This window comes from Gellertiella sp. DMC107 (assembly GCF_056313605.1).
Genome location: NZ_JBQUZZ010000002.1, coordinates 643994 through 664829 on the forward strand (window position 1 = coordinate 643994; position 20836 = coordinate 664829).

General features: G+C 64.5%; 16 protein-coding genes. 6 read left to right on the forward strand and 10 right to left on the reverse strand.

The features are described 5' to 3' along the window. Positions 1-6: 6 nt before the first annotated feature. Entirely contained in the window at positions 7-786 is a 780-nt protein-coding gene (locus ACT54B_RS08530; RefSeq protein ID WP_476044241.1) for an SDR family NAD(P)-dependent oxidoreductase, read from the forward strand. A 152-nt stretch (positions 787-938) separates the two neighbouring features. Here ACT54B_RS08530 and ACT54B_RS08535 read toward each other — a convergent pair whose 3' ends face one another. Further along, positions 939-1790, reverse strand: coding sequence for a DMT family transporter (locus tag ACT54B_RS08535; RefSeq protein WP_476044812.1), 852 nt, complete (start codon positions 1788-1790; stop codon positions 939-941). A gap of 207 nt (positions 1791-1997) precedes the next feature. Here ACT54B_RS08535 and gcvA point away from each other — a divergent pair, with 207 nt between their 5' ends. Together gcvA and ACT54B_RS08545 are read left to right on the forward strand one after the other, a co-directional pair. Beyond that, positions 1998-2915, forward strand: coding sequence for a transcriptional regulator GcvA (gcvA, locus tag ACT54B_RS08540; RefSeq protein WP_476044814.1), 918 nt, complete (start codon positions 1998-2000; stop codon positions 2913-2915). Positions 2916-3193: 278 nt separating this feature from the next. Further along, positions 3194-4480, forward strand: a complete 1287-nt coding sequence (locus ACT54B_RS08545; protein ID WP_476044242.1) for a TROVE domain-containing protein — start codon at positions 3194-3196, stop codon at positions 4478-4480. Positions 4481-4522: 42 nt separating this feature from the next. Here the strand turns inward: ACT54B_RS08545 and xsc are convergent, their stop codons facing one another. Together xsc and pdxR are read right to left on the reverse strand one after the other, a co-directional pair. Further along, positions 4523-6304 (reverse strand): sulfoacetaldehyde acetyltransferase, encoded by a 1782-nt coding sequence (gene xsc / locus ACT54B_RS08550; protein ID WP_476044244.1) that lies wholly within the window; start codon positions 6302-6304, stop codon positions 4523-4525. Positions 6305-6410: 106 nt separating this feature from the next. Continuing rightward, positions 6411-7886: a MocR-like pyridoxine biosynthesis transcription factor PdxR gene (gene pdxR / locus ACT54B_RS08555; RefSeq protein WP_476044246.1), complete on the reverse strand. Its 1476-nt coding sequence runs from the start codon at positions 7884-7886 to the stop codon at positions 6411-6413. 141 nt (positions 7887-8027) lie between these two features. Between pdxR and ACT54B_RS08560 the strand changes: the two genes are divergently transcribed. After that, positions 8028-9194 carry an acetate/propionate family kinase gene (locus ACT54B_RS08560; protein ID WP_476044247.1) on the forward strand — a complete coding sequence of 389 codons (1167 nt, stop codon included), beginning with the start codon at positions 8028-8030 and terminating at the stop codon, positions 9192-9194. A 70-nt stretch (positions 9195-9264) separates the two neighbouring features. Here ACT54B_RS08560 and ACT54B_RS08565 read toward each other — a convergent pair whose 3' ends face one another. The 5 genes from ACT54B_RS08565 to ACT54B_RS08585 all read right to left on the reverse strand — a co-directional run bounded on the left by ACT54B_RS08565 (position 9265) and on the right by ACT54B_RS08585 (position 14476). Further along, on the reverse strand, positions 9265-10104 hold the full coding sequence (locus tag ACT54B_RS08565; protein ID WP_476044248.1) for an ABC transporter permease: 840 nt from the start codon (positions 10102-10104) through the stop codon (positions 9265-9267). Positions 10105-10111: 7 nt separating this feature from the next. Continuing rightward, positions 10112-10996 (reverse strand): ABC transporter permease, encoded by an 885-nt coding sequence (locus ACT54B_RS08570; protein ID WP_476044249.1) that lies wholly within the window; start codon positions 10994-10996, stop codon positions 10112-10114. Next, the gene (locus ACT54B_RS08575; RefSeq protein ID WP_476044251.1) at positions 10993-12087 is read right to left on the reverse strand and encodes an ABC transporter ATP-binding protein; all 1095 of its coding nucleotides are present in this window, start codon (positions 12085-12087) and stop codon (positions 10993-10995) included. Before ACT54B_RS08575 ends, ACT54B_RS08570 begins: the two co-directional genes overlap by 4 nt. 108 nt (positions 12088-12195) lie before the next feature. Then, complete coding sequence (locus ACT54B_RS08580; protein ID WP_476044253.1) at positions 12196-13326, reverse strand: extracellular solute-binding protein; 1131 nt, start codon at positions 13324-13326, stop codon at positions 12196-12198. Between the two features lie 181 nt (positions 13327-13507). Further along, a complete protein-coding gene (locus ACT54B_RS08585) occupies positions 13508-14476 on the reverse strand; it encodes an agmatinase (RefSeq protein WP_476044254.1) in 969 nt (322 codons plus the stop codon). Positions 14477-14907: 431 nt separating this feature from the next. On the opposite strand from ACT54B_RS08585, the gene ACT54B_RS08590 reads away from it, so the two are divergent. Beyond that, complete coding sequence (locus ACT54B_RS08590) at positions 14908-16776, forward strand: methyl-accepting chemotaxis protein (protein WP_476044256.1); 1869 nt, start codon at positions 14908-14910, stop codon at positions 16774-16776. A gap of 98 nt (positions 16777-16874) precedes the next feature. Then, on the forward strand, positions 16875-17321 hold the full coding sequence (locus ACT54B_RS08595; protein WP_476044257.1) for an OsmC family protein: 447 nt from the start codon (positions 16875-16877) through the stop codon (positions 17319-17321). 100 nt (positions 17322-17421) lie between these two features. Here ACT54B_RS08595 and ACT54B_RS08600 read toward each other — a convergent pair whose 3' ends face one another. Continuing rightward, on the reverse strand, positions 17422-19254 hold the full coding sequence (locus ACT54B_RS08600) for a methyl-accepting chemotaxis protein (RefSeq protein ID WP_476044258.1): 1833 nt from the start codon (positions 19252-19254) through the stop codon (positions 17422-17424). Between the two features lie 385 nt (positions 19255-19639). Then, complete coding sequence (locus ACT54B_RS08605) at positions 19640-20743, reverse strand: saccharopine dehydrogenase family protein (RefSeq protein WP_476044259.1); 1104 nt, start codon at positions 20741-20743, stop codon at positions 19640-19642. Between the last annotated feature and the right edge of the window lie 93 nt (positions 20744-20836).

The following is a 20836-nucleotide window of genomic DNA, read 5'->3' on the forward strand; positions in this document are numbered from 1 at the left end:
CGGACCATGCGCGCCGAAACCCTCGTGATTCCCGATCTTGCCGGCAAATGCGTGCTCATCACCGGGGCATCCACCGGCATCGGTGCGGCGCTTGCCCGGGCCTTCGCCGCGCAAGGCGCGACCGTCGGCCTGCATTTCAATGCCAGCATGGGCGCGGCCAATGCGCTGCTGACCGAAATCACCGAGGCGGGCGGGCGGGCGCTTCTCTGCCATGCCGACGTGACCGACAGCGACGAGGTGCGCCGCATGGTCTCGGTCTTTGCCGAGGATGCGGGCGGCCTGCACGGGCTGATCAACAATGCGGGCGCCATGGTCGGCCGCCGCCGCTATGAGGAGATGGACGACGCCTTCTACGACAGCGTCATGGATCTCAATGCCCGCTCGGTGGTGATCGCCGCCCAGGCCGCGATCCCGCATCTGAAGAAGGAGGGCGGCTTCATCATCAACACCACCTCCGTCGCTGCCCGCAACGGCGCAAGCCTGGGCGCCGGAATCTACGGTTCGGCCAAGGCCTTCGTCTCCAATGTCACCCGGGGCATGGCCAAGGAACTCATCCCCTTCGGCATTCGCGTCAACGCGGTCTCGCCGGGCGTCATCGATACGCCCTTTCAGGAGCGTTATTCCAACGAGGCCCAGATCGCCACCGCCGTTTCCATGATCCCCATGGGCCGCCTCGGCACGGCGGAGGAATGCGTCGGCGCCTATCTCTTCCTCGCCTCGGCAACGCTCTCCGGCTATATCATCGGCCAGACGCTGGAAGTAAACGGCGGCCAGTTGATGCCCTGATGGCACGAGCGGAACGCCCGCCTGTCTCCAGACCGGGAGAAGGAGTGCATCGTTCCCAGAAAAAAGGGCCTGCCCGCGTGAGGGGCAGGCCGAAGCCGCCTTGAGGGAGTTTCAGGGCGGGGGGGAAAGCAGGGCGGGCGGCTTTCGCACGGTCAGGCTTTTGCGCGCGGCCCCGATGCGGCGAGCCCGAGGCCCATGAGCACGAGCAGGACGCCGGCGGCAAACATCGCGCCAAGACTGTCGCCGAACAGCAGCGCGCTGGCGCTGATGCCGAACACCGGCTGGAGATACTGCACGCTGGCCGCGATACGGGCCGGCACCACCTTGAGAAGGTAGAGCCAGAGGATCAGCCCGACGACCGTGACCATGACCCCGAGATAGATGATGGCCGCGACCGCCTCGACGGTGATCTCCACCGGCTGATGCGCCATTTCCCACCCGGCCATGGGCATGACGGTCAGGAGGCCGACCAGCATGTTCCAAGCGGCAACCGGCTTGAGGCCATATTTCTCGGTCAGTTCCGCGCTCCAGATATAATAGGTTGCGATGCCGATGGCGGAGACGAGCATCCACACAATGCCGGAAACCGTGGTCTTGCCCACGTCATTGCCGGATCGGCTGCCGATCGCCACGAGAGCGATGCCGAGAAAGGCGGCCAGCAGCCCGCTCCACTGAATGGCCGTGACCTTCTGCCGGAAGCGCACGGCGGCGAGGATGACCATGAAGATCGGTATGGTTGCCGACAGGATGGTGGCAAGCGAGGCCGAGGTGCCCTGCACCCCGAAAGACTGGGCGACATTGCCGAGCGTGATGCCCATGACGCCGAGCCCGACGATGCCGGGAATGGCCTCCCTTGGAACGGTCAACGCGTTCCGGGCGATGAAAAAGAACAGGGGGGCCGCCACCAGGAAGCGCAGCATGGTGAAGGTCATCGGCGGGATCGTGCCGAGGCCGAGTTTCGTGATGGGGATCGAAAGCCCCCACATCAGGGCCAGCAGGATCATGGCGCCCACGCTTCTGGATGTCAGGACGCCGGACGGCGCAAGCGAAGGGGTAAGGCCGGTGGAGTCCGAGCGGCTGTGCGACATGAGCGGGGACCTGTGGGATTGGCAGATGCTGTGCTTACGTGTCATGTGTATCGGCAAGGAAACCCGCCGTACAAACGATTTGTTCTCACAGGATGCGTGATGCCTGCTCACGCATGGATCGACATGCCGGACCAGTTGCCGCCTCTCCAGACCTTGCGCGCCTTTGAGGCGACCGGACGCCGCCTGAGCATGACGCTTGCGGCGGAGGAGCTGCATCTCACCCATGGCGCCGTCAGCCGCCAGATCAAGGCGCTGGAGGACAATCTGGGCCTCCCCCTCTTTCGCCGCTACACCCGCCGGATCGAATTGACCGAGGCCGGACAGTCTCTCTTCAGCATCGTGACCCGCCTTCTGTCCGAACTGTCGCGGGAAGCGGAGGACCTTCGCCGCCGCAACGATACCCGACGGCTCATCGTCAATTGCAGCGTCTCCTTTGCCAGCAAGTGGCTCACCCCGCGCCTGCATCGTCTCATGGCCGACGCGCCCGATCTCGACGTCCATCTGGAAGTCACCGACGCCCCGGTCGATTTCACCGCCGGCCATGTGGATGTGGGCCTCCGCTACGGCAACGGGCACTATCCCTTTGCAAGCGCCGAGCGGATCATGAACGAGGTGGTGTTTCCCGTCTGCTCACCGGAATATCGGGCGCGGATGGGCGGCATCCTGACGCTCGAGGACCTGAACCGCTGTCAGCTCATCCACGAGATCGGCATGACCACCACCTGGGAGCGCTGGTTCGCGATGATGCAGCTGGCCTATCCCGGCATGCGTGGCCCCGGCTATAGCCATGGCAGCATGTCCATCGAGGCGGCCATCCGCGGCGCGGGCATCGCGCTTGGCCGAAGTGTTCTCGTGGCGGAAGATCTGGCGTCCGGGCACCTGGTTTCGCTTTTTCCCGATGCCAGGCTGGAGGTGGAATGGGGCTATGATCTCCTCTATCGCAGCGGCCATCAGGACCGTCCCAAGGTGCGGACCTTCAGGACCTGGATCCTGAAAGAGGTGCGCGCGTTCATGGCCGATGTCAGGCAAAGCGCCCAATAATAGTTCGCTTTCCGCTTGCAGTTTATCTGCTCTCCATGCTTTTTGTAATTTACGGTTCGGCAATAAGCGCCGCAATCGTCCATCCCCGCCAGTCATGGGGTGAATGCGTGGTGTAGAGAACGGTTACTTCCTTGCAAGGAGGAGGTCGCGGGTTCGATTCCCGCCATCCGGCAACGGGTGTAGCTCAGTGGCAGAGCACCAGCGATCCGTTCTCGCCTGTTCCCGCATTCTCCCGATGGCTGGTCGCTCGATTGCCGGATTTCGGCCGGAGACACCGCATGACGTCTGGTACGCCCTTTACCCATGAAGGCGCCCCCGCATCCCTCATCTCGCCCGAAAGCCAGCTTCGCCGCAGCGTGCTCTCCTGCCTGCTGTGGGAAGACGAGTTCTATGAAAACGGCAAGGCGATTGCCGAGCGCATCTCCCGTCTTGCCCGGCAGCTGCCGGTGGAGACGGTGGCGGCGCTGGCCGATGAGGCGCGCAACCGCCACGGGCTGCGCCGGGTTCCGCTCCTTCTGCTCACCGAAATCATCCTGCAGGGCGGACCGGGCGTCGCCCAGGCCATCGAACAGGCGATCCGCCGCCCCGATGACATGACCGCCCTTCTGGAGATCTACTGGCGGGATGGCAAATGGCCGCTTTCCGCCCAGATGAAGAAGGGACTGGCGGCTGCCTTCGGCACGTTTTCCGAATATCAGCTCGCGAAATATGACCGCGACGGGCCGGTGCGGCTGCGCGACGTTATGTTCATGGTGCACCCGAAGCCCGTCGATGCCGCGCAGGAAGCGTTGTTCCGCCGGGTGGCCGACCGCGCGCTCGCCACGCCAGACACCTGGGAGACCGCGCTTTCGGCCGGCGCCCACAAGCGCAAGACCTTCGAGCGGCTGATCCGGGAGGGCAAGCTCGGCTATCTCGCGCTTTTACGCAATCTTCGCACCATGATGGAGGCGGGCTGCGACCGGGAACTGGTGAAGCGGGCGATCCTGGCCCGCAAGGGGGCGGAGCTCGTCTTTCCCTTCCGCTATGTGGCGGCCGCGCGCGCCTGCCCTGAACTCGCCGAAACCATCGATCAGGCGCTTTGCCAGTCGCTCGCCGATCTTCCGGAATTCGACGGGGTGACGGCGGTTCTGGTCGATGTGTCCCATTCCATGAATGACCCCCTTTCGGCGAAATCCGATCTGACGCGCATGGATGCGGCCGCCACGCTCGCCGCCGTTCTGCCGGGCACTGTCAGGATCTTCACCTTCTCCAGCGATCTGAGGGAAGTCACGGTGGGGCCGGGCCTGAAGGCGGTGGAAGCGATCCGCTCCTCCCAGCCGCATCTCGGCACGCAACTGCGCAAGGCACTGCGCGACCTGAACGAGCGGGCGCGGTTCGACCGCCTGATCATCATCACCGACGAGCAATCCGGTGACACGCTTTTCGCGCCGCCGGTCGAACGCGCCTACCTGATCAACGTCGCCTCGAACCGCAACGGCATCGGCTATGGCGAATGGATCCACATCGACGGCTTCAGCGAAGCAGTCCTCCGCTTCATTGCGGAAATGGAAAAGGCGGGGGCCTGAGCCTCCGCCTTTCGAGCCGTCCGGGACAAGGGCCTTCGCCGCTTACTGCATGCTGCGCTGCGGCCGCATGTCGGCGGCGTCGATGCCGGCGATGCTCACCGGCTTCTTCATCGCGTCACGACGGAAGGGTTCGCCCAGTTCCTGATTGAGGATCACTTCGATGAAGGTGGTCTTCTTCTCCTTCATCTGCCGGTCGATGGCTTTGGAAAGCTCCGCCGTCAGCGCCGCCATGGAGGTCACCTGGATGCCCTCGATGCCGCAGGCGCGGGCGATGCCCGCATAGCTGACATCGAGATCCAGCTCCGTGCCGACGAAATTGTCGTCATACCAGAGCGTCGAATTGCGCTTTTCGGCGCCCCACTGGTAGTTGCGGAAGATCACCATGGTGATCGCCGGCCAGTCCTCGCGGCCGCAGGCGGTCATCTCGTTCATGGAAATGCCGAAGGCGCCGTCGCCCGCAAAACCGACCACGGGCGTCTCCGGGCAGCCGATCTTCGCGCCGAGGATGGCCGGGAAGCCGTATCCGCAGGGGCCGAACAGCCCGGGCGCGAGATATTTCCGGCCCTCCTCGAAGGTCGGATAGGCATTGCCGATGGCGCAGTTATTGCCGATGTCGGAGGAGATGATCGCCTCCTTCGGCAGCGCTGCCTGCACCGCGCGCCAGGCCATGCGCGGCGACATGCGGGTCGGATGGGCGTCGCGGGCGCGCTCGTTCCAGGTCGTGCCCGGATCGTCGTCCTCGTGGTCCATGGAAGCCAGCTGCTGCAGCCAGGCCGAGCGGGTCTGGTGGATGAGCGCGGCGCGGGCCTCGCGGTCATGGCTGCCGGCCGTGTCGCCGAGCCGGGCGAGGATGCCTTCGGCCACCGCCTTCGCATCGCCCTGGATGCCGACGCTCACCCGCTTGGTGAGGCCGATCCGGTCCGCATTGATGTCCACCTGGATGATCTTCGCCTGCTTCGGCCAGTAATCGAGGCCATAGGCGGGCAGCGTCGAGAACGGGTTGAGACGGGTGCCGAGCGCCAGCACGACGTCGGCCTTGGCCACGAGCTCCATCGCGGCGCGCGAGCCATTATAGCCGAGCGGGCCGACCGAAAGCGGATGGCTGCCGGGGAAGGCGTCATTGTGCTGGTAATTGCAGCAGACCGGCGCACCGAGCCGTTCGGCCAGCGCGGCGGAAGCGCCGATGGCGCCGGAAAGCACCACGCCCGCGCCATTGAGAATGACCGGGAATTTCGCCGCCGTCAGCAGGGCGGCCGCTTCCTCCAGCGCCTGCACGCCGCCGGATGGCCGCTCGAAGCGGATCATCTGCGGCAGCTCGATGTCGATCACCTGGGTCCACATGTCGCGCGGCACGTTGATCTGCGCCGGCGCCGAACCGCGCCAGGCCTTCTCGATCACCCGGTTCAGCACTTCCGCGATGCGGGAGGCATCGCGCACCTCTTCCTGATAGCAGACCATGTCGGCAAACAGGTTCATCTGCGGAATTTCCTGGAAACCGCCCTGGCCGATGGTGCGGTTCGCGGCCTGCGGCGTGACGAGCAGCAGCGGCGTGTGGTTCCAGTAGGCGGTCTTGACCGGGGTGACGAAATTGGTGATGCCCGGCCCGTTCTGCGCAATGCACATGGCCATCTTGCCGGATGCGCGCGAATAGCCGTCCGCCATCATGCCCGCATTGCATTCATGCGCCGTATCCCAGAACGTGATCCCGGCTTTCGGGAACAGATCGGAAATCGGCATGAAGGCCGAGCCGATAATGCCGAAGGCATTGTCGATGCCGTGCATCTGGAGCACTTTGACGAAGGCTTCTTCGGTGGTCATTTTCATGGGCGCACTCCCTGCGGGCTGATCCTGTTTGAGGAAGAGCTAAGCCTCTCGACCGCCTCAGGCGTAGTGCCAGATGCGGCCAATCCAAGGGCCGCTTGGCCGCGTCTCATGAGTCCAGTTCGATTTCGCGGGCCAGCGCGGCCAGGATTTCCACACCCTTCTCGATCCGGTCGGTGGGAATGGAGGAAAAGCCCATGCGGAAGTGGTTTTCGTGGCCTTCGGGGTCGGCATGGAAAATATCGCCGGGCTCGATCAGAACCCCCTTCTTCAGCGCGGCGGTGGCAAGCCGCTGGGCATGCAGGCTTGGCGGACCGGTCAGCCAGCAGGAGGTGCCGCCGAAGCGGCTTTCCGGCGCCCAGCCGGGAAAATGCCGGGCCAGCGCGGCCGAAAGGATCGTCTGCCGCTCGCGATAGGTCCGGTGCAGCCGCCCGATCAGCCGGTCGTGATAGCCGAGCGCGAGGAAAATCGCCGCCACGCGCTGGTTGTTGCCGGGCGGATGGCGGAGCATCAGCCGGCGCAGCGCCCGGGCTTCCGCAATGATGTCGGGTGCCGCCACGAGATAGCCGAGCCGAAGGCCCGGCATCAGCGATTTCGACAGGCTTCCCACATAGATGACGGGATCGTTGCCCTCCAGCGCCTTCAGCGCCGGGGTCGGTTCGGAGAGATAATTCGCCTCGAACTCGTAATCGTCCTCGACGATCAGGCGGTTACCCCGGCGCGCCCAGTCGAGCAGCGCGCGCCGCCGCTCGATGCCCATGGTCACGCCGGTCGGGAACTGGTGGCTGGGTGTGGTGAAGACGATGTCGCAGCGCTCCACGGCCGCATCCAGCACCAGCCCGCCCTCATCGATCTTCAAGGGGGCGACCTCGCCCGCATGCAGGGCGAAGATGTTGCGCGCATCGGGATAGCCCGGTTCCTCTACCCCCACCACGCTGGAGGGGCCGCAGAAGAGCTTGCCGATCAGATAGAGCGCATTCTGGGCGCCCAGCGTGACGAGGATCTCGTCGCGCCCGGCCTGGATGCCGCGCCGGGGCAAGAGCCGCTGGCGGATCTGGTCGATCAGCATCGGGTCGTCTTCGGTGAAACGATCGTCCGTCCAGGCATCCAGCCATTTGCGGTTCATGCTCTGCCGGGTGCATTCGCGCCATTCCGCCACCGGAAACAGCGCGGGATCGGCCTGCCCATAGATGAAGGGGTAGGGATAGTCGTGCCAGTTCAGCGGCTTGTCGATATTGCGCTGGCGGCTCGGGCGAATGGCGAAAAGCGGCCGGAAGTCCGGCCTGTCGCTGCTGCGCGCGATCTTCGGCAGCGGCTGCGGCGGCAGGATCTGTGCCGCATCGCCGGACACATAGAAGCCGGACCGGTCGCGCGCTTCCAGATAGCCGTCGTCGACCATGGAGAGATAGGCAAGCGTCACCGTGTTGCGCGACACCATCAGCCGGCGGGCGAGATCCCGGGTGGAGGGGGTGGGCGATCCCGGCGGCAACTGGCCGGAGAGGATCGCATTCACCAGCGTCGCCCGGATCTGGCTTTGCAGCGTCGCCTGCTGGGTTCGGTCTATGTCGAAAATGAGTTCGCGCAATCGGGCCTCCGCCATTCTGGCACCAGCAAATCAAGCATCTGGCTCTATTCCCCGCAAGGGTGAAGGCACACTATCCCCAGGGACGGACCGGCTGCGCCACGCACGGCGCCCGCGATCCTGCAAGCCTGCGAAAGGGTGCCCTTGAGCGTCGACAAAGCCTATCTGGCCGTGAATAGCGGCTCCTCCTCCGTGAAGATTGCCCTGTTCGACGGGGCGCACCGGCGTTTCGGAGAGGCGGAAGCCTCGCGCATCAACACGGCGGAACCGGTTCTCCTCCGCTTTTCCGGTTTCGGCGCGCTTGCGGAGGAAGGGCTGCCTGCGGGCTCCACCCATGCGGATGCGATTGGGCGATTGTCGGAGGCCGTCGCGTCCCTCTGCGGCGAAGCGCTTGCCGGCATCGGCCACCGGGTGGTGCATGGCGGCGGGAAACTCGCGGACCCCCGCCGGATCGATGCGGCGCTGATGCGGGAGATGGAGGCGCTGGCCGTGCTCGCGCCCCTGCACCAGCCCCATAATCTCTCGGGGATCCGCCTGCTCGGCGCCCGCTTTCCCCATCTGCCGCAGGTCGCCTGCTTCGATACGGGCTTTCATCGCAGCATCCCCGAAAAGCGCCAGCGCTATGGTCTGCCGCCCGCCTATGCGGAGCGGGGCCTGCGCGCCTACGGTTTCCACGGCCTGTCCTGCACCCATGTGGTCGACCGGTTCGAAAGCCTCACCGGCGCGCCCCTGCCGTCGCGCCTCGTCATCGCCCATCTCGGCAATGGCGCGAGTGTGACGGGGGTGCGGGACGGCCGCTCCGTCTATAATTCCATGGGCTTTACCCCCATCGACGGGCTGATCATGGGCCAGCGCTCCGGCCATCTGGATCCCGGCGCCGTGCTCTGGCTGGTGGAGGACATGAAGGGCGATACGGCGGCGGTTTCGGCCCTGCTCAACCGCAAATCCGGCCTGCTCGGCCTTTCCGGCGAAAGCTCCGACATGCGGACGCTTCTCGCAAGCGGTTCGCCCGCCTCCGCCATGGCGCTCGACATGTTCGTGGACCGGATCGGGCGGGACGTGGCAGCGGCCGCCGCTGCCGCCGGCGGCATCGATGCGCTGGTCTTCACCGGCGGGATCGGCAGCGGCTCGGCGGTCATTCGCGCCCGCGTCCTGTCCGAACTCGCCTGGCTGGGCCTTGCCCTCGACGAGACGGCGAATGCGGGCAGGGATGCGGTGCGCCTCACCCCGGCGGATGCGTCCGTTGCCGCCTATCGCATCGTTGCCGACGAGGAACAGGTGATCTGCCGCGCGGTGGCGGCGCTGGCCTGAGCCGGTGCTTTTCCCATGAAAAAGGGCCGCCCGGAAGCGGCCCTTCGATCGTTGATGCGGGCGGAAAAGCCTAGCCGATGGCTTCTGCCGCTTCCGCCTGGGCGGCGATGCGGGCGGCAAGATCCGCCTGGGCCTGCTTTTGCCGCCGGCGGATTTCGTAGAGGATCGCCCCGACCAGCGTGACGGCGATGAGGATCACGGCCAGCGCATTGATCGTCGGCGTAATGCCGCTGCGCACCTTCGAGAACACATAGACGGTCATCGTGTCGTAGGGACCGCGGGTGAAGAGCGTCACGTTGAAATTCTCGATGGACTGGAAGAAGGCAATCGCCGCACCGGCCCCGAGCGCCGGATAGAGATGCGGCAGCAGGATGCGCCGCAGCACGGTGGCATGGCTGGCGCCGAGATCGAGTGCGGCCTCCTCGAGCGACCGGTCGAAGCTTTGCAGGCGGGCGAGCACCAGCAGCATCACGAAGGCGGAGATATAGGAAACCTGCCCCAGCACGGAGAGATGCAGGCCGGCCGGAACCGACAGCTTGTTCCAGAAGAGCAGCGTCGAGATGCCGATGACGGCGCCGGGGGTGAGGATGGGCGCGACCATGAGGCTGTAGAGGGTCGAGCGCGCCCAGCCGCCGAGGCTGTTGATGAGGATCGCCGCCGCCGTGCCGATCGGCACGGAAAGCGCCACGACCGCCAGCGCGACGAGCAGCGTGTTGCGGAACGAGTTGAGAAGCCGGGGATCGTGCCACAGTTCCACGAACCAGTTCAGCGTGAAGCCCGCCCAGGGAAAGACCGAGGGAAAGCGGCTGTCGTTGAAGGCTGCCCCGCCCATGACCACGAGCGGCAGCAGCATATAGGCGAGGAAGACCCCGAGATAGAGACGGAAGAGCCAGTCGGATGTGCGTGTCATGGCCGCCTCACTTCGCGATATCGGAGAGCTTGACGCGGAAGACCCGCATGACGACGCTCACGAAGACCGTGCAGAGGATCAGCAGCAGGAAGGCGTAGGCCGATCCGGTATTCCAGTCGAGCGCCTCGAAGATCCATTGCTGGATGACTTCGGTGAACCAGCGCGAATTGGTGGAGGCGAGCAGCGACGGCACCAGGATGGAGCCCGCCGACAGCATGAAGACCATGACCGAGCCGGACGCGATGCCGGGCTTGGAATGGGGCAGAACCACCCGCCAGTGAATGCGCCACCAGGGGGCGCCCAGATCCTCCGCCGCCTCGATCTGGTTCGTATCCAGCGACTGGATGGCGTTGAAGATCGGGAACAGCATGAAGAGCACATAGGTGTAGACGAGGCCGATCATCACCGACCGGAAGCCGGTCATCCAGCGGATGGGCTTCTCGATCACGTCGATGCTCATCAGCATGACGTTCAGCGGCCCCTTCAGGGACAGGATGATGAACCAGGCGAAGGAGCGCATGATCTCGCTGACCCAGAGCGGGATGGTGAGCACGAGGAACAGCGTCGGCAGGCTGCGCACCGAAACCTTTTTCGACAGGTAATAGGCGAGCGGATAGGCAAAGACGAAGCAGAGCAGCGTCACCAGCGAGGAATAGACGATCGTCCAGAGAAAGACGCTGATATGGATCGGGCTGGTGAAGAAGGTCATGTAATTGTTGAAGGAATAGACGTCCTTCGGCCCGCCCATCTCGTTGACGGGGAGATAGGGCCGGAAGGAATTCTCGAACAGGTAGAGATTGGGCAGGATGACGAGCACGAGCAGCCAGAAGCCCGTGAGCAGGCAGACCAGCGTCGTCATGGCCGTTCCGTAGCGGCGCAGCAGATCGTTCATGGGCGCACACCGGGCTTGGCGGGCACGTCGTCCGTCAGGATCAGCGCGTGATCGGCAGCGAAGGTGGCATGAAGCTTCGCGCCACGCTCCGGCAGCGTCGTATGCCCGTCGTTGCGGGCTTCGGCAACGATGGTGCGGCCTGCGGAATCCACCGCATGGATGGAGATGAAATTGCCCTCGAAGGCAATGTCGGTCACCTCCACCGGAAGGGAGTTGGACGCGCCGGGCGTGGCGGAAAGCTGCACATGTTCCGGGCGCAGATAGAGCCGTGAATTTGCCCCCGCATTCGGCCCAAGCCGCGCCTCGAACGTGCCGTGCGGCGTGCGGAAGGTCGCGCGCCCGTCGGCGCTGGCGGCAATCTCGCCGGCAAAGACATTGTTCTCGCCGACGAAGGAGGCGACGAAGCCATTGACGGGATTGTCGTAGATGTCGCGCGGCGGGGCCACCTGCTGCAGCTTGCCCTGCGACATGACGGCCACCCGGTCGGACATGGCGAGCGCCTCGCCCTGATCGTGGGTGATGTAGATGAAGGTCACCTGCGTGCGCTTCTGGATGGCGCGCAGCTCGGCCCGCATGTGCTGGCGCAGTTTCAGGTCGAGCGCGGAAAGCGGTTCGTCGAGCAGCATGACCGAGGGTTCGACCGCCAGCGCCCGGGCGATTGCCACGCGCTGCTTCTGGCCGCCGGAAAGCTGGCTGACCGATTTGTCGGCCGCATTCGGCAGGTCGACGAGGGCGAGCAGTTCCTCGGCGCGCTCGCGGCGCTTGCGCTTGTCCACGCCGCGCACCTCGAGCCCGAAGGCGATGTTTTCCCAGACCGGCATCAGCGGAAACAGCGCGAGATTCTGGAAGATCAGCGCGGTCGGCCGCTGGTTGGGCCGCTGGTCGCGCATGTCCTTGCCGCCGATGCGGATGGTGCCCTGGGTGGGCGACACGAAGCCGGACACCATGCGCAGGATGGTGGTCTTCCCGCAGCCGGACGGTCCGAGGAAGGAGAAGAATTCGCCTGCCTCGATGGTCACGGAGACATTGTCGACCGCCCGGAAGGCGCCGAATTCAGCCGTGACATTCTCTAGTTCGATACTCGCGCTCATGGATTTGGATACTGCCCCTCTTGGCCTTTGCGGCCTATTGTTCTGTTCCGGCCTGCGGAGAGAAAAAACCGCCGGGAGTTGCCCCCCGGCGGCTGGTCGATCCTGCGATCATGCGGCCTTGTACTTGTCGGCATATTCGCCGCGCTTGGAGAGGAACCAGGCGGCCTGGTCCGGCCACCACCACAGCTTGGACACGGCATCGCCGGGGAAGCTGGACTTGTAGAAGGCCACGACTTCCGGATCGAGCATGTCGATGCCGCCCTTGCCGACCGGGTTGGCCGAGAAGGCGGTTGCCCAGAGCGACGAGCCTTCTGCAGAGGAGACCCACTTGGCGAATTCATGGGCCTGCTCGACATTCTTCGCATTGGACATGAGCACGAGGCCCTGGTTCCACGCGATGCCGCCTTCCTTGGGCGGCAGATAGCCGAAGCCTTCCTTGCGCAGGTTGAAGCCGGTAGAATCCCAGCACTGGCCGAGCACGGCGCCATTGGTGCGGAAGGCACCTTGCGCCTCGTTCTCGCCGCTCCAGAACTGCACCACATTGCCCTTCAGCTTGATCGCTTCGGCAAGGGCGATATCCCAGAGTTCCTTCATCGTGGCTTCGTCCTTGTAGCCATCGACCCAGGGCTTCGGCAGCTTGCCTTCGGCTTCCAGCCAGCGGCCCATGGCGGCGAGCGCCGAATGCGGACGCAGCGTCACCTGGATATCCTGGTTGAAGAGATCGCCGAGGCTGAGCTTGCCGTATTCCGTCGGGAATTCTTCCTTGTTGTAGACGAAGGCTTCCGTGCCCCAGACGGAGGGCACGAACATGCGCTTGCCCTCGATGGTGGCGCGCTCGCCGGCACTGCCGTCCGCCAGGCCGCCCACATAATTGTCGATGGCGAGCTTGTTGGTGTCCCAGCCCTGCAGCAGGCCGTTCGAGGCCCAGGCCGACACGCGGTCGAGCGTCGGCTCCACCACGTCCATGGTCGCGGTCTGGAGCGACAGCTTCGCCTGCGCGAACATGGTGTCCTGGTCGGGCTGTTCGGTGAAGTTGACCTTGATGCCGGTGGCCTTGGTGAAGGCGGGGAAGACTTTCTCCACCATGCCCGGATAGCCGGACCAGCCGGTGAAGTTCAGCTCGCCGGACGAGGCCAGCGCGCGGCTCGAAATGATGCCGGGTGCCGCAAGAAGGCTGGCGCCTGCGATGGATGTCTTGAGGAAGGACCTCCGGTTGAAGGAGGCAGTGATAAGCTTCATTGGATACGCTCCCATTTTTCCTGTTGGACTGTTCCGCTCTGGACCGGATGTTGTTCCGGTTCTCTTTTTTGCTCTTTAGAAAGCATTGCCCTTTCATAAGACATTCGAAAGGCAGGCTTGTCCATGGGGCGCGTCGTTCGGGCAAAATTAATTTTCCGCCGCGCCGCCGGAAGGGAAGAATTTACGCTTCCCGCTTTCTGGAGGCCGCCAGGATGCACAGGAGTTCGAACATCACCGTGACTCCGAGGAAGGCGGTCGCCCCGCTCTGGTCGAAGGGCGGAGACACTTCCACCATGTCGGCGCCCACCACGTTCACCCCGTCGAGAAGCCGCACGACCTGCAGCGCCTGATAGCTGTTCGGTCCGCCGATTTCGGGCGTGCCGGTGCCGGGCGCAAAGGCCGGGTCGATGAAGTCGATGTCGTAGCTCACATAGGTCTCGCCGCTGCCGGCAATCGCCCGCGCCTCGGCCATCACGTCCTCGACGCCCCGGCGGTGGAAATCCTCGATGGGGATGATGGTGATGCCGACGGACCGGGCAAAATCCCGGTCCTCGAAATCATAGGCGGGCCCGCGAATGCCGATCATCACCACCCGCTTCGGGTCGAGAAGGCCTTCTTCCACCGCCCGGCGGAACGGCGTTCCATGGGTATATTTGAAGCCGCCGAAATAGCTTTCGAAGAGATCCGTATGGCTGTCGAAATGGATCATCCCGAGCGGACGGTGCCGGGCGAGCGCCCGGAGGATCGGCAGCGAGCAGAGATGGTCGCCACCGGCTGTCAGCGGCGTGATGCCCCTTTCCCGCACCCGGTCGTAGAAGCGCGTCATCCGCTCCATGCTGTCCATGAGGTCGGCGGGGTTCGGCGGCACGTCGCCGAGATCGGCGCAGCGCGCCAGATCGAAGGGGCGGATGCCGGTTGCGCCATTCTGGTGGCGGATCATGGTGGAATAGTCGCGCAACTGGCGGGGCGCATGCCGCGGCCCGGGCCGGTTGGTCGTGCCGCCATCCCAGGGCGCGCCGATCAGGCCGATTTCCACCGCCCCGATCCTCGGATCGTCGAGGCCGATATGCGGCAGCCGCATGAAGGTGGGAATGCCTGCAAATCGCGGAAGATCGACACCCGAAACCGGGCGAAACACATCATGGTCCATCCTGCCATCTCCTTGCCGGAGCGGTCCGGGAAAGGCCGGCCGCAGGTCCGCTGATCCAAGCGAGGCTAGCGGCGGGTCCTCTCTTAGGCAACGCGGCCCGGGCAACTGGTCCACGCTTTGAAGCGAACTGGCACTATCGCCCGCTCCCTCATGCCCAAGCCTGCGGCAGCCATCGTCATCCCTGCCTTTTCGGCAGGCAGACCGCCTCAAACGAGGCAATCGTATAGCTTCAACCTGCAAGTGTTTTTGCGGGTCGGATCAGATGTCGAACCGAGGCCTCGAGGAAAACTGTACAGATCTGTTTGAAATGCCAACATCGTTAAGTTTTGATTTAGGCATAGTAGACTATCGTTTTATGAGGCATGAAGCCGGCAACGTTCCGAGGATCCTGGACGCACATGACAGCGCGAGGGCCCTGCAGGCATAATCCCGTGATTTGGCAGAAGATTTCGACAAGGCTCTACGGCCTGATTGGTTTTTCATTGCTTGCGCTCGGTGCGGCGCTGGTGGTCGCCTTGAGCGAAAGCCACACGCAGATCGTCAGCGAGCGCATGGCCCTTCTCAAGGCCGTGAACGACAGCGCCCTCTCGGTTGTATCCAACTACGAAGAGCGCGAGAAAAATGGAGAGATGAGCCCGGAAGAGGCGCAGAAGGCGGCGCTGCAGGAGCTGTCGCGTCTGCGCTATGGCGAAAACGGTTATGTCTGGGTGAACGACTTCAACGCGGTGATGCTGATGCATCCGATCAAGCCCGAGCTCGACGGCAAGGATGTCTCCACGATGAAGGACCCGGACGGGGTGGCGATCTTCCAGGAATTCGTGCGGCTGGCCCGGCAGGGCGACGGCTTCCTGAACTATGCCTGGCCGAAACCCGGCGTCGAACAGCCCGTCCAGAAGATCAGCCATGTGGTGGCTTTCAAGCCCTGGAACTGGGTGATCGGCAATGGCGTCTATGTGGATGATCTCGAGAGCCGGTTCTGGCATGGCAACTGGAAGGTGATGGCGATTGCCGGTGCCGCCGCCCTGCTTCTGACCTTCGGAGCGATCTCGATCATCCGCAGCGTTCTGGGTCCCCTGCGCCGGCTGGGCTCGGTCATGCAGGAAATCGCGGAGGAGAATTTCTCCGCCGAGGTGACGGAAATCGCCCGCCGCGACGAGATCGGCGACATGGCCCGCCAACTCGTGCAGCTGCGCAACAGTGTCAATGACCGGGTGCAGGAGCGCCTGCGCACGGCGCAAGCCCAGCGGATGGAGATCGAGCGGCAGCAGGATCTGGCCAATCGCGAGCGGCTGGAGCGGGCAGAAAGCCTGCAGGTGGTCATCAACGAACTCGGCGCCGGTCTCGACCGCCTGTCCGATTGCGATATCCGCCAGACCATCGACGCGCCCTTCCACGGGGAATTCGAGCGGCTGCGCGCCAATTTCAACATGTCCATCGCCATGTTCCAGAAGGTGCTGGAGGAGGTGCTCGGCAAGACCAGCGTTTTCGACAGCAATTGCTCCGACCTTTCCCAGCAGACCGATCAGCTCGCAGCCCGGACCGAACAGCAGGCCGCCTCGCTGGAGCAGACGGCGGCTGCCGTCGAGGAGATCAATGCCAACCTCAAGTCTGCGGCCCAGCGCACCGATGCGACCCGGCAGAACACGGCGGCCATGCGCCAGGAGGTGAAGCAGTCGGCCGACGTGGTGCGCCGCGCCGTCTCCGCGATGGAGCGGATCGAGCAGGCCTCCACGAAAATATCCTCGATCACCGGCGTCATCGACGAAATCGCCTTCCAGACCAATCTCCTGGCCCTGAATGCCGGCATCGAGGCGGCGCGCGCCGGAGAGGCCGGCCGCGGCTTTGCGGTCGTCGCCCAGGAGGTGCGGGAACTGGCCCAGCGCTCCGCCATGGCGGCGCGGGAAATCAGTGACCTCATCCAGCAATCGAGCCTGGAAGTGCAGGACGGAGTCGGTCTGGTGCGGGAGACCGGCCAGGCGCTGGAACAGTTCGAAGAGCAGGTTTCCCGCATCGCCGCCGATGTGGATGCGATCGCCATTGCCAGCTCCGAGCAATCGGTGGGGCTGATGGAAGTCAGCCAATCCATCAACCAGATGGATCAGATCACCCAGAAGAACGCCGCCATGGTGGAAGAAACCACGGCCGCGACCCATGATCTTGCCCGGCAGGCCCGCGCTCTGGCCGAGCTTGTGGCGACCTTCAAGCTGAACCGGCGCACCCGTTCGCGTGGCCCCGGCGCTCCGGTCTATACCGAGCAGATGCGCGAACAGCTGCGCCGGGGACAGCAGATCGCCGCCTGAACGGGCAACAGCATCGGCATTTTTGCAGGAGGGGGCTGGAGCATTCCGGCCCCTTTCTGCATTCTGGGGTTCTTGCAAGCCGGAAAGGATGAACGGACGTGGCAGAAAGAGGAGCCTTGCGGGCGCGACCGCTCGGGGCAACGGCCCGGCTCGGGCGAAGCGGTTTCCCGCACATCACCTCGGCAACAGGCGGCGCGCTTGCCATTGCCACGGGCGCTTCCGAAGCGGGTTTCAATCCCATAGACCTGCTCTATGCCTCGCTCGCCGCCTGCATGGTCATGAGCGCCCGCATCGCCGCCAAGCGGCTCGATCTCCTGGATCGGATCGAATCCCTTGCCGTTTCCGTGAGCGGCGAGAAGGAACGGGATGGCGAAGGCGAGCGGGTCGCCCGTTTCGCCGTGTCGCTCAATGTCACCGGCGGACTTGATGCGGCGCAGGCAACGCACATCCTTCATCTGGCCGAGGAGATCTGTACGGTGAGCCGCACGCTTCAGGGAACCGTCAGCCTCACGGCGACCGCAAGCCTCGCGCCCCCGCTCTCCTGACCCCGGCTGCTTCCTGCCCGTAGAGCGGGCCGGACAAGACAAGAAAGCCCTGCCGGTAGGGCAGGGCTATCCTTGAAGGTCGTCGCAGCGCGGCTGCCGATCAGGCCACCAGGCGGGTGTCGGCCGGCGGCTCGGCGCCTGCCCGGATCGCGCGCCGCCGGTTCAGCTGGAAGCGGCTGACAAGGCTGCCCAGATGGGCCGCCCCTTCCGCAAGGGCATGGCTGAGCGCGGTCGATTGTTCGGCCATGGCGGCATTCTGCTGGGTCATCTGGTCGATCTGGTGCAAGGCCGTGGAAATGTCGCGGATCGCCGCCGACTGTTCCATCACGCTGGTGGCCATCGCATCCACATTCACGTCGACGGTCTGCACGGAACGGCCGATGTCCCGCAGCGCATCGCCGGTCTGGCCCACCAGATCCACGCCGGTGCGCACCGCCGCTTCCGATCGGGTGATGATGTGCTTGATGTCCTTGGCGGCATGGGCGGAACGCTGGGCGAGTTCCCGCACCTCCTGCGCGACCACGGCAAACCCCTTGCCCGCATCGCCCGCCCGGGCCGCCTCGACGCCCGCATTCAGCGCGAGCAGATTGGTCTGGAAGGCAATCTCGTCGATCACCCCGATGATATGGCTGATTTCCCGGGAGGCGGTTTCGATGTCCTGCATGGCCCGGACCGCTTCCCTGACCACGCCGGCGGAGGCTTCGGCGCTGTGGTGCGCCTCCCGCACGATGCCGCGGGTCTCCGTGGCGCGCTCGGCCGACTGGCGGATGGTCGCCGCGATTTCCTCGATGGCGGCCGAAGTCCGCTCCACCGCCAGGGCCTGCTTCTCGGTCCGGCCGGCCATGTCGCCGGCCGCATCCCGGACCTCTTCCGAAGAGGCCTGCAGCTGGTGGGTGGAGGCCATGACCTGCTCCAGCGTATCCTGGAAAGCGCCGATCGAATTGTTGAAATCGGTCCGCATGCGCTCGAACTGGGCGGCGAAGGGCTCGTCGATGGTCATCCGGATGTTGCACTCCGACAGCCGCTTCAGGCCCGCCCCGAGGCGGTCGATCACCATCAGCAGCCGCGCCGCCTCCTCGGCCTTCTCGGCCTCGCGCTCGGCCCGTTCCAGCGCCCGCTGGCGGGAAGCGGCATCGGCCTCCGCCTGAAGGCGGATGTTTTCCAGGCCCGCATCCCGGAAGACGGCCAGCGTCTGGGCCATGCGGCCAATCTCGTCGCGTCGCGCGGCATAGGGCACGGACAGATCGAAACGCCCTGCGGCCAGCTCTTCCATCACGGCCGTCATGCGGGTGACCGGCGAGACCGCGCGGCGGCGGATCAGGTAGACGCCCGCCAGGAAAAGCAGAACCGAACCCGCGCTGCCCGCGAGCGCCAGTCCCTGCAACCGGTCTCCTTCCACCACCGACTGGGCTTCCGAGCGGGAAAGATGGGTCGTGGTGGCGGCCACCAGCTGCTCCACCGCTTCCCGATGCCGGTAGAAGCGATCCATCAAGCGCTGGAAAGCCTCCCCGCCTGCGCCCGCCGCAACGCCCGTCGGGAAATCCCGGTCGACGCTTTCCCAGAAGGCATCCGCCGTCTTCAGCACGCCCTGTTCCAGCAGGCGGCGCTCGTCCGGCGTGATGGCCATGCCGGACCATGCCATCCGGCGCGCCTCGTAATCGCGGCGCAGCTTTTCCAGCCGTTCCGCATTGACCGCCCGCCGATCGGGATTGAGGGCGTTTTCCGTGAGAAGCAGATAGGGTTCGATGACGAACAGCGGCGGCGGCAGGATGTCGGCAATCAGGTCCTTCTCGTTGACGATATCCTGGTAGATCGGCCCGCGGATCTTCAGCCGTTCGAGCGCCGTGGTCTGCAGTCCGATGGACGCCCCGAGACCCAGTGTCACGATAAGCGCAAACAACACGAGAAGGCGGGAAATGGTCAGGTGGGACATGGGAATGAAATCCTGCTTACCGGTCCTGCTCAAGGGCCGGCTGGAAAAGAGCGAAGCTGGAGGGAGGCGCGGATCGCGCCTGGTCGGTCTTGCGGCCTCATGCCGCCGGCACGGCAACCGGTGAACGGTCCGTTAATCTCTAATGCCGAATTGTTGTGAGTTATTATTTAAAAGATCGTAAATCGCTCGCCGTCCCAGGCTTTTCCGGCAGAGCCGGCAGTTGGGGAAGCCGGCCTTTGGGGCGGACTTTCGCGAAATTATGTTCGTTCTTGAACGAATTCAGGCGCGCAAACCGGGCTGCCGGGCCGAAATCCTGCCGAAAAAGTGCAAAAAAAGCCGCGGAAATTTTTCCGCGGCTTTCTTGATAATTGCCATTTCAGAGGCCTCAGGCGGCGCGGATATGCTCGCTGGCCGGGGCGGCATAGTAGCGGCCGAAGCGGTTGGCCAGGAACTTGCCGAGATCGATCTCTTCCTGATGGACGAAGCCTTCCGCCTTGAGCGTGCCATCGGCCAGCATGTCCAGAACGGCGCAGATGCTGCCGGCCGTGGTGATCTGGATGGCGCTGTGCATCAGGCCGGCGACTTCCTCGCCATAGACCTTGCGGGCATAGGTTTCCTGAACGAGACGGTTGTCCTTCCAGCCGGTCACGGTCACGAAGATGATGACGACGTCCTGCACGGTGGTGGGAAGGGCGTTCTCGAAGATGTCCTTGAGGACTTCGCGGCGGTTGCGCAGGCCGAGATCGTTCAGCAGCGCCTTCATGATCGCCGCATGGCCGGGATAGCGGATGGTGCGATAGTTCAGCGTGCGCACCTTGCCTTCCAGCGTTTCGCACAGCGTGCCGAGGCCGCCGGACGTGTTGAAGGCTTCATAGGTCACGCCGTCGATCGAGAATTCCTCGCGCTCTTCCATGGCGGGCACTTCGGCAATCACACCGTTCACGACCGCTTCGCAGGGCTCGATATATTCGTTGATGACGCCGTCCGTGCTCCAGGTCAGGTTATAGTTCAGCGCGTTGGACGGATAGACCGGCAGGGCGCCGACGCGCATGCGCACGGTGTCGAGCCTGTCGAACTTCTTGCAGAGATCGTTGGCGACGATGGAGATGAAGCCCGGCGCCAGGCCGCACTGCGGAATGAAGGCGGTCTTGGCCGTGGCGGCAATGCGCTTCACTTCGCGGGTGGAGGCGACATCCTCGGTGAGATCGAGATAGTGCACGCCCGCATCGGCAGCAGCCTGGGCGATCGTCACCGTCAGGTGGAAGGGAACGGCGCTCAGCACGGCAAAGGCGCCCTTCAGCGCTTCGGCCAGCTTGCCGGGCTCGCGGATGTCCAGTTCCAGCGTGGAGACGGCCGGGTGCTTCTCGATGGCGGTCAGGTTGGCGGCCGAGGCATCGGTCACGACAACCTGATAGTCACCGCTATGGGCGAGGAGGCGGGCAATGGTGGCGCCAATCTTGCCGGCGCCGACAACAACGATCTTCTTCATGGGAATGGTCTCCTCTGGAATTCACATGCGTCAATTGTCCGCTAAAGCGCCATTGAAATGCAGCTGCAATTTATGCAAAATGGAGGCTAATAA